15 protein-coding genes are annotated in these 18752 nt (G+C 40.5%); 7 read left to right on the top strand and 8 right to left on the bottom strand.

The annotated features are described in order from the left end of the window. Positions 1 to 3: 3 nt before the first annotated feature. The 5 genes from ABIL39_00920 to ABIL39_00900 form a co-directional block, all read right to left on the bottom strand. Positions 4 to 231: a hypothetical protein gene (locus tag ABIL39_00920; GenBank protein MEO0164686.1), complete on the bottom strand. Its 228-nt coding sequence runs from the start codon at positions 229 to 231 to the stop codon at positions 4 to 6. 138 nt (positions 232 to 369) lie between these two features. Beyond that, positions 370 to 2445 (bottom strand): SdrD B-like domain-containing protein, encoded by a 2076-nt coding sequence (locus ABIL39_00915; GenBank protein MEO0164685.1) that lies wholly within the window; start codon positions 2443 to 2445, stop codon positions 370 to 372. A gap of 8 nt (positions 2446 to 2453) precedes the next feature. Further along, positions 2454 to 3227 carry a hypothetical protein gene (locus ABIL39_00910; GenBank protein ID MEO0164684.1) on the bottom strand — a complete coding sequence of 258 codons (774 nt, stop codon included), beginning with the start codon at positions 3225 to 3227 and terminating at the stop codon, positions 2454 to 2456. Beyond that, a complete protein-coding gene (locus ABIL39_00905) occupies positions 3217 to 3741 on the bottom strand; it encodes a hypothetical protein (protein ID MEO0164683.1) in 525 nt (174 codons plus the stop codon). The genes ABIL39_00910 and ABIL39_00905 overlap by 11 nt, the downstream gene beginning before the upstream one ends. Positions 3742 to 3783: 42 nt before the next feature. Then, positions 3784 to 4380: a hypothetical protein gene (locus ABIL39_00900; GenBank protein MEO0164682.1), complete on the bottom strand. Its 597-nt coding sequence runs from the start codon at positions 4378 to 4380 to the stop codon at positions 3784 to 3786. Positions 4381 to 4492: 112 nt separating this feature from the next. Here ABIL39_00900 and ABIL39_00895 point away from each other — a divergent pair, with 112 nt between their 5' ends. Together ABIL39_00895 and ABIL39_00890 are read left to right on the top strand one after the other, a co-directional pair. Further along, positions 4493 to 5980 carry a hypothetical protein gene (locus ABIL39_00895; GenBank protein ID MEO0164681.1) on the top strand — a complete coding sequence of 496 codons (1488 nt, stop codon included), beginning with the start codon at positions 4493 to 4495 and terminating at the stop codon, positions 5978 to 5980. Positions 5981 to 6022: 42 nt separating this feature from the next. Continuing rightward, the gene (locus ABIL39_00890; protein MEO0164680.1) at positions 6023 to 6181 is read left to right on the top strand and encodes a DUF2273 domain-containing protein; all 159 of its coding nucleotides are present in this window, start codon (positions 6023 to 6025) and stop codon (positions 6179 to 6181) included. Between the two features lie 11 nt (positions 6182 to 6192). Here ABIL39_00890 and ABIL39_00885 read toward each other — a convergent pair whose 3' ends face one another. Continuing rightward, complete coding sequence (locus ABIL39_00885) at positions 6193 to 7251, bottom strand: site-2 protease family protein (protein ID MEO0164679.1); 1059 nt, start codon at positions 7249 to 7251, stop codon at positions 6193 to 6195. Further along, complete coding sequence (mnmG, locus tag ABIL39_00880; protein MEO0164678.1) at positions 7248 to 9116, bottom strand: tRNA uridine-5-carboxymethylaminomethyl(34) synthesis enzyme MnmG; 1869 nt, start codon at positions 9114 to 9116, stop codon at positions 7248 to 7250. The genes ABIL39_00885 and mnmG overlap by 4 nt, the downstream gene beginning before the upstream one ends. Before the next feature lie 83 nt (positions 9117 to 9199). On the opposite strand from mnmG, the gene ABIL39_00875 reads away from it, so the two are divergent. From ABIL39_00875 to ABIL39_00865, 3 genes are read left to right on the top strand one after another with little or no spacing between them, the layout of a single operon-like run. Then, positions 9200 to 9712, top strand: coding sequence for a zf-HC2 domain-containing protein (locus tag ABIL39_00875; protein MEO0164677.1), 513 nt, complete (start codon positions 9200 to 9202; stop codon positions 9710 to 9712). After that, a complete protein-coding gene (locus ABIL39_00870; GenBank protein ID MEO0164676.1) occupies positions 9703 to 10848 on the top strand; it encodes a hypothetical protein in 1146 nt (381 codons plus the stop codon). Before ABIL39_00875 ends, ABIL39_00870 begins: the two co-directional genes overlap by 10 nt. Then, positions 10845 to 11891: a hypothetical protein gene (locus tag ABIL39_00865; protein ID MEO0164675.1), complete on the top strand. Its 1047-nt coding sequence runs from the start codon at positions 10845 to 10847 to the stop codon at positions 11889 to 11891. Before ABIL39_00870 ends, ABIL39_00865 begins: the two co-directional genes overlap by 4 nt. Here ABIL39_00865 and ABIL39_00860 read toward each other — a convergent pair whose 3' ends face one another. Then, on the bottom strand, positions 11892 to 14102 hold the full coding sequence (locus ABIL39_00860; protein MEO0164674.1) for a PAS domain S-box protein: 2211 nt from the start codon (positions 14100 to 14102) through the stop codon (positions 11892 to 11894). 613 nt (positions 14103 to 14715) lie between these two features. Here ABIL39_00860 and ABIL39_00855 point away from each other — a divergent pair. Together ABIL39_00855 and ABIL39_00850 are read left to right on the top strand one after the other, a co-directional pair. Continuing rightward, positions 14716 to 16686 carry a Na/Pi symporter gene (locus ABIL39_00855; protein MEO0164673.1) on the top strand — a complete coding sequence of 657 codons (1971 nt, stop codon included), beginning with the start codon at positions 14716 to 14718 and terminating at the stop codon, positions 16684 to 16686. A 56-nt stretch (positions 16687 to 16742) separates the two neighbouring features. Next, positions 16743 to 18608, top strand: a complete 1866-nt coding sequence (locus ABIL39_00850; GenBank protein MEO0164672.1) for an ATP-binding protein — start codon at positions 16743 to 16745, stop codon at positions 18606 to 18608. Positions 18609 to 18752 lie beyond the last annotated feature (144 nt).

Raw genomic sequence — 18752 nt, 5'->3', positions numbered from 1 at the left:
TTTCTACCGCCTTTGGCGGGGAGTGGATTTTAAAAGCGAATCTTTTTTTATCTTTAACGAGTCACATTCTCCGGCATTATCAATCTCCTTTTTCCCAGGGATTATAATTTTTACCTGACAGGAAGCCCTAATCTCTTTGGTCCCAATCTGGCGATGCATTGAATTAAGATTTGGAGTTTCTCCAAGCAGTAAAGAGGAAAGGATTATAATGATAGCCACTAATCGGTTCATACGTGCCTTCCATATCAGTAAAATGCAAATTTTGTGCCTGAAAACTCACGAAATTTGAGGATTTTTTAATTAAAATGGTGGTGTAAATGTAGACAGATGTTGTTTAGATAGACAATCTAAGCGGAGTTTTTTACTGGTTTATTCTTTTTTTAGTATTTCCAAACGGGCGATTGTCCTTCTTTTGTATTCCTGTGCCCGTTTGTGTTTAGGGTCAAGCCTCAAGACCTGCTCAAAAATTTTTAATGCTTCATCATACCGCTGCTGGACGAAATGTTCCACACCGGTTTTAAAAAGTCTTTCAATCTCAGCCGTCCTCATTTCCTGGTCCTTTTTTTCGCTCATGGCTTTACTCGGTTTGGGATATTTGAGGATTTGAGGTTCTTCAAAAAACTTTTTTTCGGTTTCACGTTCTTTTTTTAAAACTGGGATATAGAAATCCTTAAATTCTTGACCGGGTTTGATATAGATATATATCAAATCGCTGCTGGCTAAAAAGGTCTCCGGAGGTAGAACTTTTATTTCTAAGACATAAGTCCCGGGAGGTAGATTGGCAAATCTAAACCTGCCATCTTTATCAGATGTGGTTAAGAAACCATTCAATCCCAAAACAACATTAGGGAGCCCTTTCTCTCCCTCATCAAAACTACTATTTTTGTTATCATCATAAAAGATTATGCCCTCAATAAGACCGAGTTTTCCCAGGGCGAAGTCCACACGTGGGCGTGAAAATAACTGTGTATTTATTTTTTCTCCTTTTTTCTGGGTGCCCATCTCGGCAGGAATACAGCCGAGGTTGATCCCCACTGTGTGTTCTCCTCTGGGCACGAACGAAAATCGATAATTCCCGTTTTCATCCGTGCGGGTTGACTGTTTTCCATCAAGGAAGATTTCCATCTCGGGCATGGGGACATCGGTGGCGTCAAAGAATCCATTGTTATTCAAATCCATGAATACCCGCCCAGAAATAAAACTAAAGCCCATTTGTTCAAAGATGAAGGTATTAGTGAGATTTACAGCGACACTATGGTCTTTTTTGTGGTCATAATTTATCAACTCATAGGTAGCATTTAGATTAAGACTTTGTAAAAATTTCAATGTCAATTCTAACCCGGTATTGGTTTTTGTAAAACCATTCTGGTTAAGAATGCCCAAGAGGGTTTTGATTTTAATATTAGGTGACAGGAAAAAAGAACTTCCGAATTGATAAACTTTTGAATCTTTTATCTCCAGTTGTGACCAACACTGGAGTTTTTTGAAGTCTTTGGTTATCTTCAACCCTAAGCGATTCTCTTTTGCCGACCAATAATAATCGCCGGATATGGAGATACCTTTATAACGAAAACCCGAATGGAGATACTGGGTGACAATTTTGCTTTTGAATGCAAAACCGATGCCATATCCTAATTCAGGAAGGGGAGATCTGTTGATACTAAAACCAAAACTTCCCGTCAGATCCGCGAAACTACAATAGGAAAAATTCTGGTTGAGAGATAGGTAATTTCTTGGGTTAAAATAACTGTTCAACTGGAGCCAGTCTCCTGGCAAAGATAAATGATTGGTAGGTGTGACAAAATTGTTGAATACTTTTCTAAACAAACCACCAGCACCATAGCGCTGTCCGTTAAAATCAGCACTTAAGGTCCAGGCATTACCTATTCCGGCTTCGCTCAGATTTGTTGCCCACTGTGTGTTTATGTTCACTCTGGGCAAAAGTTTGATTTTTACATTTGTGCCTAAGTAATTATTGGTGTGGATTGGTCCCGAAGCATCACTCTTTCTTGAAAAGATTAATTCCCATGGAAGACCGGGGTGGAGGTATTTCGTATATTTGAATCCTAAAGTGTAATTATTCTGGGTGAAGGTGGGAGGTAAAGAGGCGGTCGGGTCTTTAGTTTTGCCTACTATGAAATCCATCTCTTTCCCGGACAGCGAAAATCCCCAGATTGGTAGAATGGTGCCCAGGGGCCCATTTATATACCAGTAGCGTTCACCAGCTGTCATTCGGAAATCGCGGATAATAGAATCTAATTGGCAATTAAAACTTTTGAACCCGCATTCTGTCGTTCTTTTTTCAAAGTTCAAATTGATGGCATATCGTGAAAAGCGGTAATTGAGATACAGGTCGTTTATCCCATAGACTCCTAATTTCTGGTAGGTGTAAAATGCAGTGTGGAGCTGGGCACCGGAGACAAAGATAACAAACACCAGTATCATATTTCTTCTCAGAAATCTTCAATCCTCAAATGCCGCTCACTCTCTATCACCTTCGATGCCCCAAAATCCAACCATACCTTGAGCAGGTATTCACCAGGAATAAGGGACTCTTTAACCGGCATTCTTAATTTCCTTATTTTCTGGGGTAAAATCACAAACTCCGGTATGGTATCCTTGAATCTGATTTTCCCGTCAGTGGTAAGAATCACTGTTGAACCGGTCAGCCGTGCATGGATATTGCCCTTATTTTTCACCACCACAAAAAAGCTGTCGTTTTTTACATACAGACTTTCAATTCCTATCTCCTTTATCGACTCATTCGCTTTATAGTAGTAGATCGGTATGCCGATCTCGCCGGCAATCTGAATCATTGGTTGATAGACCGAAGGTATAGGCTGTGATTTGAAGATCAACATTCCATAATACTCCACGAGTGTATCTTCGGGCATGCGAAAAGTAAACCGGACGAATTCTTTTGCTTGGGGTGGTATCAGGAATTCTTCAGGGTTCACAAGGGAGTATAAGGCGATTGAATTTTTAAGACTCTCACTGCTAAAGAAAACAGTTCTGCCATTCTCATCAATCTCAAAAGATTCAAAAGCGAGTTTAATACGCAGGGTATCGTTAGCGAGATTTTGAACTTCAAAAACTTCGGTTATCTCTTCCACATTGAAGAGGGCTTTATCAATACGGGCAGGTGTCACCGTATAACCGAGATATGAAAAAAGAAACCCTGGCAGAATCAAAAAAATGAGAGTCAGTTTTTGTTTATTATAATCCATAAACGCGAAAGTATAAAGTTATGTGATAAGTTCCCGGCTCATCATCCCTTTCTGTTTTGAAGACAAAATCCTGGGGAAAGGGGATACGGTCCAGCCCCGGACCAAAGACAGGGATTTGGGCTATTTCCTGATAAAACAAGGAGTATTGTCGCCAGTTTCCACCAGGAGGGTCCTGCCCTGGTGGAGGTAAAGGTTCACCATCCGGAGCAAAATATAACTGTCCGATCAGAATAGAAGGACAAAAATCGCCGCTTCCCCGAGTGGCAAGATAAATTCTGGAGATAGAATGGCTGGGTCCAATCCGTTGATAGCCCAGAATTAGATTTATTCCCTGGGGGTTGACAGGTGAGGCAGCAGTCGGATAATAGTAGGTGGGATAGATGAGTGGAGGAAAGACGAGGAGTCCCAGATCAAATTCCACATTAGTATCTAATTCCATACGGATTCTTGTTTCTGGAAAGGAAAGGGAGGCTGAAAAAGATATCAGGACTATAAGTCTCAAAGATATCTTCATCAACCTCCCAATTTTTGGTGAATTGGACAGGATACCGGATGATTATTGGGCGTAGAGGCGATAATAGATGGTCGCGGTAGCACCACCAGCAGGTGTAGGTTCGTCATCCTCTTCAGCCTGGAAGATATAATCCTGGTCTTGGGAAAGCCAGCCATTCGTCTTCTGACCATTGGCGATTTCGGTATAGGTGGTTGTAAAGGGTCTCCAGTTTCCACCTGGAGGGTCCTGACCATCGGGTGGATTTGGTTCGCCATCCGGTGCATAATACAACTGATCAAGGGCAATCGTGGGCGTAAAATCACCGCTTCCACAGGTCTCCAGATGCCAGGTCATTGTATTAGAGTTGGAAAAGACCTGAAGATTGATACCGTCGGTATTCGTCCCCTGGACACTCGTCGGGTCATAGTATCCCGGGAATACTGCTGGTGGATAGGTGAGTGCGGGATTGCTTAAATCAAATTCGGTATTGCCCAAGACATACAATCCTATCCTTGCCGGCACTTTAACGGTTACGATTAATGTATCCACCAGTGTATCACCCGGTGCAAAACCCGATATCCGGTCTCCTGGACCACCGTAGATTATGTTGCCGAAGACCAGAACCGGCAACATAATCAGCAATGAGAGCATCACGCGCATAGGACCTCCTTTTAATCGCTCCCCTGTGAAAGGAAATATATGATTATATTATTCACAAATCGTTGATTGTCAAGAGTGATTGACAGGTTTGTAACCATCATTATAATCTTAAATGCCGCAAACAGTCAAAAAAGTTTGGAGAATATCTCTTTATATCTTAATTTCAACTGGTGTTTTTTTCCGGCTTGCCCAGTACTTTTACAACCGTTCTCTGACCGAAGGAGAAGCCCCTTTAGCCTTGAACATCATTACCCGATCATACTCAGAGTTATTCAAACCATTAGATTATGTCCAGGCTGCACCCATCGGCTTCCTTTACATTGAAAAGTCTTTGGTTAATCTTTTAGGTAATAATGAATATGCCCTGAGACTCTTTCCCTTAATCACCGGCATCCTCACCATTTTTTTGTTCTATGCTATTTTAAAATTGATGGGTGATTCCCGGCTTCTAATTTTTGCCCTCGGTCTTTTTATTTTAAATGACCATCTGATTTATTTCTCTTCAGAAGTCAAACCTTATGCAAGCGATGTTTTTTGGGGCTTGCTATTAGTATTAATCACTCTCCGTGCCTGTCAGAATGGTTTGAAAATTAGTATTCTCCTCAGCTGGGGTATCCTGGGTATCATCATCCACTGGTTTTCTTTTCCTTCGGTATTCATCTTCTTGGGTTCGGGATTGGTTTTGCTATTTTGTGCTTTACAAACCAGAAGGCATAATGTTTTGATTGTCATTCTCGTCATGGGGTTACTCGGGATAATCAGTTTACTCCTAAACTATGCACTTTCCTTGCGTCATTATCTTATCCATACTGAACTGCGCGCATTCTGGCAAGAAAGTTTTGTTCCTCTTCCTTTCACCTGGAAGGATTTTTATCGATTTTTCTATCTCCTCGGCCGCATTTTAAAAAACCCCGGGGGATTTTCACTGTATGAAATCATCCCCACGGCATTCTTTTTCGTTGTGGGAGCAATTTATCTTTTCCGTAAAAACAAGATTTATTTCGGAGAATTCAGCCTCCCTTTGTTAATAACTATCCTCGCTTCTATGGGTCAACTCTATCCTTTTGAGGGTCGGCTACTCCTTTTTCTTGTTCCAGCGCTGATGATCTTCGTAGCCCAAGGGATCTCTGAAGTCTTTGTGTTGATAAAAGAGAACAACCGCACGATAGCAGTCATGTTCGCATTGCTTTTATATCTTTATCCTGTCGGACTTTCTTTCTTTCATGTTTTTAAACCCCGGGCACCAGAAGAACTGCGCCCGGTTCTGGAATACCTGTTAGAAAACAAACGGGAAGGGGATATTGTTTATCTCTATTATGGGTCAGTGAATGCCTTCCGTTATTATCAGACTCGGTTTCCGGATTTAAACATTTCCTATATAACAGGTATTGAAGCACGCCACAACTGGACCCAATATTACTATGACATCCAGCGACTCCATGGCAGCAAGCGGGTCTGGTTTGTTTTTTCTCATATTGCTACCCATTTGGGAGTTAATGAAGAAAAACTGTTTTTGACCTACTTAGACCTCCTGGGAAAACGGGTTGACGGATTTGTTGCCCCAGGTGCCGCAGCTTATCTTTATGACCTTTCTTTTTAGTTTGATTCCTTGACATACCGGAGAAAATGAATAAAATATCTCATGGAACGATTCAATAAAGGTATTGTCGGTGCAATAATTGCTGGTATCATCGGCGTATTTCTTGCCACATTCGGTTTTTGGCGCACCCTATTGATACTCTTTTTAATTGTTATCGGATTTATGATTGGCACCTATTGGGAAGTGAGAAAGAAAGAGTAAACCGATAAGTCTTAAAAGATTGAAAAGGGCTGGGGAATAAAAGTCAGAATTAATATCACCAGGGCAATCAAGGCAAAGATTTTTTCCTGCCGCCTAAGTGGTGTCAGGGTATCCTGAATTAAGGGTTCCTGTCGGGCAAGGATAAAAGCCAGCAAACCCCAAATTATCCAACCTTGCCATAAGATACCGAAGCCGATCAGAGCGAGAATCAATGGCAGATAGATTTTTTTCTGATTTTTTAATAAAACACTATAGGCGATATGTCCACCGTCAAGTTGACCGATAGGCATCAGATTCATTGATGTGATCAGAAATCCAATCCAACCTGCAAATGCCATGGGATGTAGAAAGAGGTCCGAACCCTCGGGTATCACCGGATGAACAATGCGGGCGAGAATATAAAAAAGTAAGGAATCGCCGAGTTTCAAATACGTCCCGGCAGCGGGTGCGGGTTTTATTTCAGAAAGGGCAATGCCAATTATCGATACGATAAGGGCGACCATAAATCCCGAGAATGGCCCAGCCATGCCGATTCTTAATAATGCCTTACGGGAAGGGACAATAGATTTCATCCTGATGATTGCCCCGAAGGTGCCCAAAAAATGGAAGGGGACAGGAATAAAATAGGGAAGACTTGTCACCAGCCCATATCTTTTAGAGACAAAGTAATGTCCGAGTTCATGGCAGGTCAATATTGCCATGAGGGAGAAAGAGAAAGGAACACCGAGTAAAATATCAGCGAAGTTTTGTAAGGGATTCCCGCCGCTATTAAATGAACCGGCAAGGAGTGTAGTGAAAATGGTAGCCACGAAAAGCAGCACATTTAGCCAGATTTTTGGTTTCTCCGTGAATTCAGGCATTATTCCCATCATCACTTTGTGGTGTATTCCTTCCTGGCTAAAAAACGGCGTGTAGCCGCGTTCTTTACAAAATGCCTTTATATCTTCGATATTCTTCTCCAGTGGTTCATATAAACGTCCAAAAAAGATTAAATTCGTCCCCAGAGGAACGGACTCTACAATAAACATCTTAGTATGTAGATAATCAACTATCTCCTCATACACGGTCATGCTCCTTTCCTGCGCAGATGCATGAGCAACAGGATGATATCCACCGGACCAATACCCTGAATCCTTGAGGCCTGGTCTAAATTACTTGGTCGGGCTTCATTTAACTTTGACTTTGCTTCATTAGAAATTCCGGGAACACTATTGAAATCAAAGTCTTCAGGGATTGTTACATTCTCCATTTTTTTCAATCTTTCAATTAATTCTTCTTCGCGTTTTATATACCCCTCATATTTTACTTCAATCTCGGTCCTAAACCATATTCTTTCCGTTAATGAATTAGATAAGAAATCTTTAATATCTGACCAGTGGATATTTGGTCTTTTTAGGATTTGAAACAAGCTCGTCCCCCCAATTGTTTCGGTTAATGGTGTTTCATTCCGACTCAAAAGCAGGGGATTAATAGTTTCTGGTTTGACGATCGTCTTTTTCAAAGTGCAAATTGTTTCATCAATCTTTTTCCTTTCTTCCATTGTTCTTTCATAGAATTCTCTATTCACCAGTCCGAATTCCACGCCATAATGCATCAATCGGTCATAGACATTGTCAATGCGCAGAAGTAATCTATGCTCGGCAAGGGAGGTGAACATCCGGTAAGGCTCTAAGGTATTTTTGGTGACCAGATCGTCAATCAATACCCCTATATATGCTTCATACCTTTTCAGGATAAATGGAGTTTCACCTTTCAATTTCCGCACTGCATTTATTCCAGCCACAAAACCCTGGGCTGCGGCCTCTTCATAGCCCGAAGTGCCATTTATCTGACCGGCGCAGAAAAGGTTTTTTATCAATTTTGTCTCCAGGGTCGGATATAATTGAATAGGATAAACAAAATCATATTCAACCGCATAACCCGGTCGGGTGATTATTGCTTGCTCCAGACCTGTTATTGAATGGAGGATATCCACCTGGACATCATAAGGTAAGGAAGTGGAAAGACCATTGAGATAGTATTCACCTGAGTCGTATCCTTCAGGTTCAACAAAGACAATATGGGAATTACGATCTGGGAATCTTACCACCTTTGTTTCGATTGAGGGACAATACCGGGGACCGATGCCAATAATCCGGCCTGTGTAAAGTGGAGAGCGGTCCAGATTTTTATTGATAATCGCATGGGTTTGAGGATTTGTTCTTGTAATATAACATGGTAATTGCTCTATACCCAAATTGACTGTTCGGTATGAGTATGGTTCAATCGGTTCTTCACCTTTTTGTATATCCATACGGGAAATATCGACCGAATTTTTAGCAACCCGCGGTGAAGTACCAGTTTTCAACCTTCCCAGATTAAAACCAATTCTCTTTAAAGATTCACTCAGATTACCAGCCTTTGGTTCACCCAGTCTTCCACCTGGATAGGTTTCCAGACCTATGTGCATCAGCCCATTTAGAAAGGTTCCGGTTGTCAGGATTAGGGCGCGACAGAAGTACTCGTTGCCGATGCCGGTTCTTATTCCTTTTACGTGTCCATTTTCAGTAAGGATTTCAATCACCTCTTCCTGTTTGATGACCAAATTTTTTTGATTGGTAAGGACATGTTGAGCTTCCTGTTTATAACGGGCACGGTCATTCTGGGTGCGGGGCGACCACACTGCAGGACCCTTGGAGCGATTGAGCATCCGAAACTGGACGCATGTCCGGTCGGCAAGGAATCCGATTTCGCCTCCTAAGGCATCGACTTCCTTTACCAGATGTCCCTTGGCAAGGCCGCCGATCGATGGATTGCAGGACATCTGTCCAATATTATCAATATTGAGGGTGAGTAAAAGTGTGTGGAACCCTGAACGGGCACTGACCAGTGATGCTTCTATTCCGGCATGACCACCACCGACAACGATTATATCAAACGACTCCGAATAACTCACACATAATAATAAATAGAATTCCGGAAAAATCAATGGGTTTGTTGGCATGAAACTTTTTTGCTTTTTTTTCGTATTACTTAATGATGAGACATAAAAAGATATTGGATCTTATTGAAAAAAAGTTAGACAGGGAGATAACCCAGGAGGAACTGGTAAAGCTTAATGAACACCTTAAAGAATGCCCCCAATGCTTGAATTATTACAATGAAATGGAAGATTTATGCCAAGATATTTTTGAACTCACTGAGTTCTTTCCGCGTATCGATTTCAATGACCGGGTTCTTTTAACCCTCAATATAAGAAGAAAGGCATGGTATAAATTGGTGCCTATTTTGGGATTCGTTTATTTATCGGGATTGGTGATTTTGGTCCTTACTCCAATTGGGCATCGCTCTTTGGCATCAGTATTGCATTTTTCCTTTTGGGTTTTTAAAATCTTCGGCAAAATTAAACCTTTTACTATTGAACTATCAAATATCGTAATTCATTTTTTGAGATTCCATTTTTTAACTTTCGTCTACATTTTTATTTCAATCATAATTCTGTTTTATTTCTTTGGTAAAATTTTTAAGGAAAAGGAGGCTTTATGCAATTAAAAACAATCGGGATGGTTTTCAGTGTTGTCATTCTGGTCGTGCCTGGATTCTCACTGGTGTTGCGCACCGGTAGAGATCTTTCCATAGGTTCTGAAGGGACAATAATCAACGATGATATAATTGCCCTGGCTCGTTCAATAAAGATCAAGGGGGTAATCAATGGTGATATCTTTGCCTGCGCTCAGGAAGTGGAGGTAACCGGAAAGGTGAATGGCACGATCTTTGTCAGTGGTGCAGAGATAAAGATTTATACCACTGGCACAAGAACGATCTTAGCCTTCTGCAGTCAACTTGATGTATCAGGAGCGGTAGATAACAATATCCTGTTTCTCGGTAAAAGATTGGATACAGATAGCACATTTTTTCTTAAAAAAGACTTCTGGGGTTACGGTAAGGAGATAAATTTAAATGGGGATATTAAGGGAACAGTTAAAGGAGCTGCAAAAATTTATGATATCGGAGGTAATGTTCAGGATGGTGAGATTGAAGGTAGCGAAGTTAATATAAAATCCACGGCGTGCATCAAGGGTCATTTAATCATTAAAAGTGAGAAGGAACCTACGATTGATTCTGCTGCAAAACTTGTGGGAAAAGTAGAATTTCAAAAAATAACTGAAAAACCCAAAGTAGGAAAAAAGGGTTCCGATTTTATGCGAATAATGAAAATAATTTTTTTCATCAGCGAATTAGTAATTGGATTAGTCCTTATTGCCCTTTTCAAGGATCATTTCAAAAAGATGAGTAGGATTTTTAAAACCCAGTTCTGGAAAAACTTAGGCTTGGGATTTTTGATACTGGCGGTCATTCCGGTGGCAATTGTGATCGCCTTGCTTACGATAATCGGATTTCCTGTTGCAATATTTGGCTTATTCTTATTTTTCACCTTAGCTTATCTCTCTTCTATCGTCTTTGCTACAGGGTTTGGTGATTTGCTGATTAAATTATTCAAAAGGGGAGGGGAAGTTACCCCATTTATTTCATTTATTCTTGGGCTGGTGATAATAACCCTGGTGAGCATGATCCCCTACCTCGGTTTCCTAATCCGGCTGGTGGTCCTTTTTGTGGGCACTGGAATACTGGTAATTCTTCTCTACAAATTATTGAAGGGTTCAGGAACCATTTTGGAGGCAGAATGAGTTCTTTTTTTCTTTTAATTGCATTGCTCTGGTTTAAGAGTGATATCGTTGACATTTGGCATTTTGAATCCTGCACCCATAAGGTTGCAGGTGATTTTTCGTTGAAAGCGGGCGATACACTCTGGGAAGATGTTTCAATCAGTGGTGGGAATGCCTTCATCGAAGGGGTGATTAAGGGTGACCTTGTTGTGATGGGCGGTTCAGTGACTTTACAGGGTAAGATTGATGGTGATGTAGTAGTATTGGGTGGTGCTCTGGAAAACTATGGCACGATAACCGGCGATGGGGCAGTGGCGGGTGGTTCGGTTAAGAATTGTGGTCGGATTGAAGGTGATATTGCGGTCGCCGGTGGAACTGTGGAATTAGATTCTGGCTCGGTGATCGAAGGTGATATTGCTGTGATCGGAGGGAGTGTTGAACGTTCTGACTACGCAATCGTTAAAGGGGAAATTAAGGCCTTAGATATAGGTAGACTTGATAAAGTAATGCCAAAACTCAGTAGATTATTGAAGGGACGCAAAGGGGTTAGAACATTCTATACAGGATTTCTGGTCGGATCTCTGGCAGCACTCGCGGTGTGTTATATCTTATCGCTCCTTTCTCTTTTAATCTTTCCGCGGGCGATCGAAAGAATTGGGATGCGCATAAAAAAAGATATCTGGATCGGGATCGCTTTAGGTATTGGTGCAGAGATACTTTTCATACCACTCATTCTTCTTTTTGTCATCTCAATCATTGGTATTCCAATAATACCCGCCTTCTTAATCGCATTTTTCATGGCTTTTATCTTTGGATTAACCGCCTTTGCTCAAGTTATGGGCGAAAGGCTGGTCCAGGGATTAAACTGGCAGGTCTCAAATAAAATCGGTCTTTTCACGATTGGCTATCTGGCAACGGTATTAGTTTTACTGATTGGGATAATTTTAAAAAACACCGGTTTCGTAGGGATTCTTATCTGGCTACTTGGTATTACGATTTTCTATGTTGCTTCCACTATCGGTTTGGGTAGTGTCCTTTATGCCCTGATAAAAAGAAGGGAATGATTATTTGGTAAAGGAAAAACCCTTCTCCCTAAAAAGTTTTATACAGATATCCACGATTTTCTCGTCAAATTTAATCCCCCTTCCCTTGCTGATATCGGCGAGTGCCTGATCAAGACCAAGTGCCTCGCGATAGGGACGATGTGACATCATCGCCTCCACGATATCCGCAACACACAAAATCTTCGCCTCCAGCATTATTTTTTCACTGGTCAAACCATTGGGATATCCAGAGCCATCATTCTTTTCGTGGTGTTGTAGAACGATTTCAGGAATGGGCCAGGGAAAATCCACTGGTTTTAAGATTTCGTATCCCACCTGAGGGTGGGTTTTGATAATCTCAAATTCGGGTGGGGTAAGGGTGGTAGGCTTGGCAAGGATTTCAGCAGGAATATATATCTTGCCAACATCATGGAGCAAGGCAGCAATCCTTAGATAGTGAACCACTTCTGATGATAAATTCATCTCTTCCGCAATTGCACAGACCAACTCGGAAACTCTCTTCTGATGACCGGCAGTATAAGGATCGCGTTTTTCTACCGCCGATGCCAGAGCCGTGACCGCTCCTTCTAAGATTTTATTTAATTGGTCGTAACTCTTTCTCAATTTCTGGTGGGCTTCAAAGGTTTCGGTTATATCCCTGGCTACCCCGAGGATGCCTTCTGGTTTTAGTTCACTATCACGGATGAACCGCAATCGCGTTTCAAACCACAATTTAGTGCCATCCTTCCTTTTTACTTGTAGAATCAAAGACCGGAATCTTTCCAGATTTTTCTGCGGTAAGGATTCAAGTTCTATTTCTTCTTTCAGTACCTTCAATAACTCAGCATAGGACTCCGGAGTTAATAACTTTTCTATACCACCGTCCAATAACTCAGAGATTTCGTATCCCAGAATTTTAATTGAGGGGCTCACAAAGGTAAATTTTAAATCCATATCAAGCATGAAAATTATCTCGGTGATATTCTCGGTGATCAATCTTAAACGCTCTCGACTTTTCACTAAATTCTCTCGCATCTTTTCCTGTTCGGTTATATCACGGGCAATACCACATAAACCCCAGATATTGCCTTGCTCGTCGTGCAAGGGAACCCTGATGATCTGGAATTTTTTCTTTTTGTTACCTACGCCGATCTCGCAGATAGATTCAACAATTTCACCCTTTAAGGTTTTTCGATCATCTTCGATTAATTTTTCTCCTTTTTGGGGACCAAACAATTCAATATCATCCCGACCAATGATTTCAGAAATCGGTATGCCTAAGTTTTTTGTAAAGCATTCATTTACCATTAGGTATTGTGAATTCTTATTCTTAATAAAAATACAATCACGGGCGGATTCAAATACTGCGCGCAGAAGCTCTTCACTCTGTTTGAGTTTTTCTTGTGTATTTTTCCGCTCAGTAATATCACGCACTAATGCCAGTAGATATACACCATCAATAAGTTCAAATTTTTTGAGACTTACTTCGGTATAAAACAATGTGCCATTCTTTCTCTGGTGGAGCCATTCAAACATTATTGGCTCACCCTCAAGCGCTTTGTTCATCATCTCAATCGCCTTCTCTTTTGAATTTTTACCATCGGGTTGCTTTTCTGGAGAGAAATCATATGGATAAGCACCGATGATATCAGCCAGTTGACAGTCAAATATTTCTAAAGCCTTCTGGTTACATTCTATAAATTTGTAGTCCTTTAAAATCATTATTCCATCACCAGCGATTTCGAAAAGCGTTTGATACTTTGTGGAGATGCCGGTAAATTTATCTAAGAAATATTTTGAATACCGCTGCAGGACACCGATATCAAAAGATTGAGAGGGGATGCGTGATTTTAAAGGGTTCTTCTCTATCTCGGTCATTAACTTAATGAGGTTAGTCTTTAATGCTTCATGAGGTAAGGTATTGTTTAAAACACCATCCGCACCGAGATTTTCAAAATAATGGCGTTCATTTTCTTCAATTTCGCCTGGGATACATATTATGAATGGTATAGATTTGGTTTTTTCATTAGTTTTCACCTGTTGACAGAACTGTAAACCATCCAGGACAGGTTGAAGTAGGCCACTGATTATTAAGTCAAAACCATCCCCCTGGAGATTACATAAGGCGTCTACACAGTTGTTCGTTTCCACCACTTGATGCCCCATATCTTGCAGCACTTTTTTAAGCGTTTCTTTTACAGCGATGTTGTCCTCGACAAGTAAAATTTTCATAATAAAAAAGACCTCCTTTCGGGGCCATCATAAAAAATTTTTATAAGATAGTATATAGAAAATTTTGAAAAAATCAAGACCTAAAAGAAAAATTTCCACACTTTTAAATATCACCAAGAGCTTCTCCTTCATTACCTTTGTTCAAATTTTTGTTTTTTTACCTTTCCTGTATTTTAGCCTCGTAAAAAAATCCTACTTTCACCTTCTAATTGGCAATGTAGATTGAACCTTTTAAGGTTGCACTTATTACACCATTACCCGTAGGGAAAGTTTTTGGTTTTGCATTTTCTCCGTTTTTGCAGAACCCAGAATTCCCCTACGAGAGAATCAACAAAGTCCAGGTTGCGCTTTTATAAATTTTGTCCATAGGTTCAATTGGGCGAATTTTGATAAAAAATCCTGTAAATGGTAGGCACAGGCTTTAGCCTGCGGATAAATATATCTAAAATCTTAAGTCATTTCGCACCCTGAAGCGTGCGGCTACTACAAAAATTTGGATTGTGACACAAGCTCCATTTATGCTTGCATTTTCATTTTCGCGTTGGTCTTAACAAACCATCATACAAAAGTCAACACCCCGTGATATTGACTTTCACTGGGAGTTGAATAATATATGATAATGACTGGTATAAATCTAATCTGGTTTTTTGTCTTGGGAGTTCTTTTAAAAGCAAGTGACCCATTAGGCCGGAATATTTCAGGTGATGAACAAATCGGTATTGTCAACACCTTATTAAAAAACCCGATTGTGGTCCGGATCGTTGATGAACAGGGGGTGGGGATTCCAAATGTACCGGTTACATTCTCAATCCTTAAAGAACCGGTAAAGAATTTTATCACCCGTAATAAAGCATCTCTCCAGTCTGAAATTAGTTACACAGATAAAGATGGCTATGCAAAGACATTTCTTAAACTCGGGGCGAGTGCTGGTGATTACTACATTCTTGTGAAATACCGAGAAGAATCTCAGATTTTTCACTTTGTGGCAATGGAGAGGGATTGGTTCTGGGTCATGTTGGTTTCAATCATCGGAGGTCTGGCGTTATTTATCTTTGCCTTAAATTACGGAAGCAAAGGTCTGGTAAGAGGTTTCGGTGCTCGCACTCGCGATTGGCTCTTCAATCTTGCCAATAATCGCTTCGCTGCTGTTTTAAGCGGTTTTATTGCGGCACTTATTTTAGGTTCCTGCACTGCTACGGCTGCCCTTTTGACCAAATTCGCCTCTGCCGGAATTGTCCAACTATTCCCCGGGCTGGCGGTTTTATTAGGCGCAAATATCGGTTCCACCATTGCTATCCAACTCCTTGCTTTTAATATTTTAAACTATGCGTTATTAATTATTGCCTTGGGTGTCTTTTTGAGATTATTATTCCCCAATTTGCGTAATCTTGCCCAGTTTATTTTTGGAATTGGGCTATTGTTCCTTTCTCTTAAAATTATCTCTACCGGCATCAGCGATGTTAAATATCTGCCAGGATTTACAGCGTTTTTGGAATATCTCAAAAACAATCAGCTAATAGCAATTTTGGTCAGTACACTTATGGCTTTTGTCTTCCGTTCCAGCACTGCGGTCATTGGGCTGGTATTAATCCTGACCTTAGAATCAGGGATATCAAGCACTGCGGCCTTCAATCTCGTGTTGGGTGCCAATTTGGGGGCAACGATATTTCCAATTCTTATCGCGGATTCAGCTACAGCCCGCCGGCTTTCTATCGGCAATTTTTTGTTTAAAATGACCGGCGTGATATTGTTGGGAATAATCATCAATTTAATAAAACCACCGTCAGAAATTGGACCCCGGGAAGTTGCCCATTTTCATACTCTATTTAACCTTTTCATTATGTTAATATTTCTACCGCTTCTTAACCCCTACAGTGAATTTCTGAAATTGTTGATTGGTGAGACAAAACAGGAATTTCTCAGAATTAAACGGCTTGACCCATCATTTTTGGATACTCCAGCAATTGGTTTGGGCCAGGCAGCTAAAGAGATTATAGATATGGGGTATAAAACAATTAAAATGCTTGAAGATGCGATGACTGTTTTTGAAAAAAAAGACATCGTCTTGCGTAAGAATATCATCCAGGCAGACGATGAGATTGACCAGGTAGAGGAACGTGTTACACCTTATCTTTCCCGACTCAATCCAGAAGAAATGGACCAGGAACTCAAAAGTATGCAAATCAGTTTTTTGACTATCACTGCGGAACTGGAGCATATCGGCGATATCATTTCAAAAAACTTGATGAATTACGCCAAAAAACAAATAGATGGGGGGATGGAATTTTCGCCTGAAGGACTCTCACAACTTAAGGAATTTCACCAGTATGTGCTTACCACCCTGCGGATGGCGATCTCCAGCTTGACGACCCGGGAAGCAAAACTTGCTGAAGAAGTTGTCAAACGGCGGGAAACCGGTTTAAAACTGGCGAAGGAACTGGAGATAAAACATATTGAAAGACTGCATCGTGGTTTAAAAGAGAGCCTGGAAACTTCCACCATCCATCTTGATATTCTGAGCGATTTGGAGCGGATTAATTTTCATGCTACCGAAATCGGCAATGCAGTACTAAATCTGATATGAACACCCGAAACTTTCTTTTCGTAAGCATTGCGTTATTTTTTCTTTTAGGTGCTTTTTTGATTTTCGGAATTATCAATAACCAGCATACTCTTTTCGCTCTTTTTCAGGAAGAGGCTCGTTCTTTCTTGAGTTTAATTGCGCTTGCCCAGGAAAATTCAATTTTTGCCGAAGGGGAACTTGAAAATAAGGTTACGGAGAATTTGCTTAACATTATTTACTATATCAACGAAACCGGTCTGAATAAAGAAAACATTGACCGCCTCCGGCGTAATTTTAATCTTAGCTCGTTACTCATTTATGAGCCTGCACGAAAAAAAATCATTCTAACCTCGGGCATGCCCCACGAGATTGATTATCAAAAATTTCAAGAGAATGAAAAAGTTACTTATCATTATTTTTCTGTTTTAGGTGAGCACTATATCCGTCTCATCTATCGCGGTGAGCGGTTTATTTATCAAATTGAATTATCCGCGGAAGAAGTCAAAAAATTCAGTCAGAGTTACGGTATCGGAAAAATTCTTACTGAACTGGCAGTAAATCCTGCAATAAGTTATATTGCGCTCCAGGATTTAAAAGGGATTATATTTGCCACCCCTGGGGTCAAGGCCTTACCACGAATTGAGAACGATGCCGTTCTTTTAAAGACATATCAGACCGGTGAAGAAGTCACGCGAATAATAAAATACAACAATAAAAAGATTTTAGAAATTGTCCGCCCCTTTACCGTAGAAAAGGAAACTGTAGGGTTATTCCGGATTGGGATGAATCTTGATAGATATCACCAATATGTTAAGGATACCTATATCCAGTTGGGGATTATTTTTTTAATATTACTGGCGGGCGGTATCGCCCTTTTTACGGTGTTTATCCGACAGCAAAGTTATCAAATTCGTGAGCAGTTCTTTACCCAACTCCTTGGTTCCATTGCCGAAGGCATTTTGCTCACTGACGAAAAAGGAAAAATAAAAGGTGTCAATAGAATGTTCACTAAAATAACCGGTATACCAGAAACAGATTTATTAAATCAACAATATGAAAAAATATTTTTGCAGGATGAATTTTCTGTTAAACTGGTGCGGGAAACGGGTAAGTTTGTTGAGGAAGAGAAAGAGATTTATCAAAAGGTAATAAAATATGCCACCTATCCATTATATCTTTCCGGGCAGATATTTACCGGCACGATATCTATTGTGAATGATCTTACCCATATGCGCGCAATAGAAAAGGAACAGCAGGAGAAAGAACGGTTAAGTTTACTGGGCAATCTGGTGGCAAATTTTGCCCATGAGATAAGAAATCCCCTCAATGGTTTAGCAATTGCTGCCCAGCGCCTCCAGATAGAATTTCCGTCTTCTGATGCAACATACAACCAGCTCCTTACTGCGTTAATAAGAGAAATTGATGCTCTCAACCGGGTAGTCAGCGACTTTCTTTCGCTGGCGCGTCCGCAAATAAAGATAAAACAGGATTTTGATTTGAGTCAACTGGTCAAAGAGCTCAGTTGCTTTATAAAGGAGCAGGCTAAAGCAAAGGGTGTAAAATACAGTGAAATAATTGATGAGAATATAATTTTAAAAGGAAATCCAGAAGAACTCCGGCGTGCAATTATAAATTTGCTCTTAAACGCTCTTGAAGCAGTTACTTCTGGTTCGATTTTGGAACCCGAAATCCGTATTGAATTAAGAAAGGGCAGAAAAAATATTAAGATTCGGATAATGGATAATGGCCCGGGGATTCCACCTCCGTTATTAAAAAAGATATTTGAACCCTATTTCACTACCAAAAAAGGAGGAACAGGCTTGGGTTTGTATATCGCCCAAAAAATTATTCACGACCATAACGGAGCGATAAATGTGCAAAACAAAAAAGGAGGGGGCACAGTTTTTACCATTCTCTTGCCCTTTTCAGAAATAAAAAATTAGATTCAAATTAGCACATCAATCCGCCTTAAGACAATAATCTTTGTTAACTTGAGGGTTTTCAGCCAAGGTTTGAAATTTAAAAATGATACTTTCCTCGGCGGAGGAAAACCGTAATTTCAACACTTTGATGAAAACGGGTTCCTC

This window comes from candidate division WOR-3 bacterium (assembly GCA_039802205.1).
GTDB lineage: Bacteria > Hydrothermota > Tepidihabitantia > SM23-42 > JAOAFX01 > JAOAFX01.
Note: the sequence above shows the minus strand (reverse complement) of the source record. Positions and strands in the feature narration are given on the sequence as shown.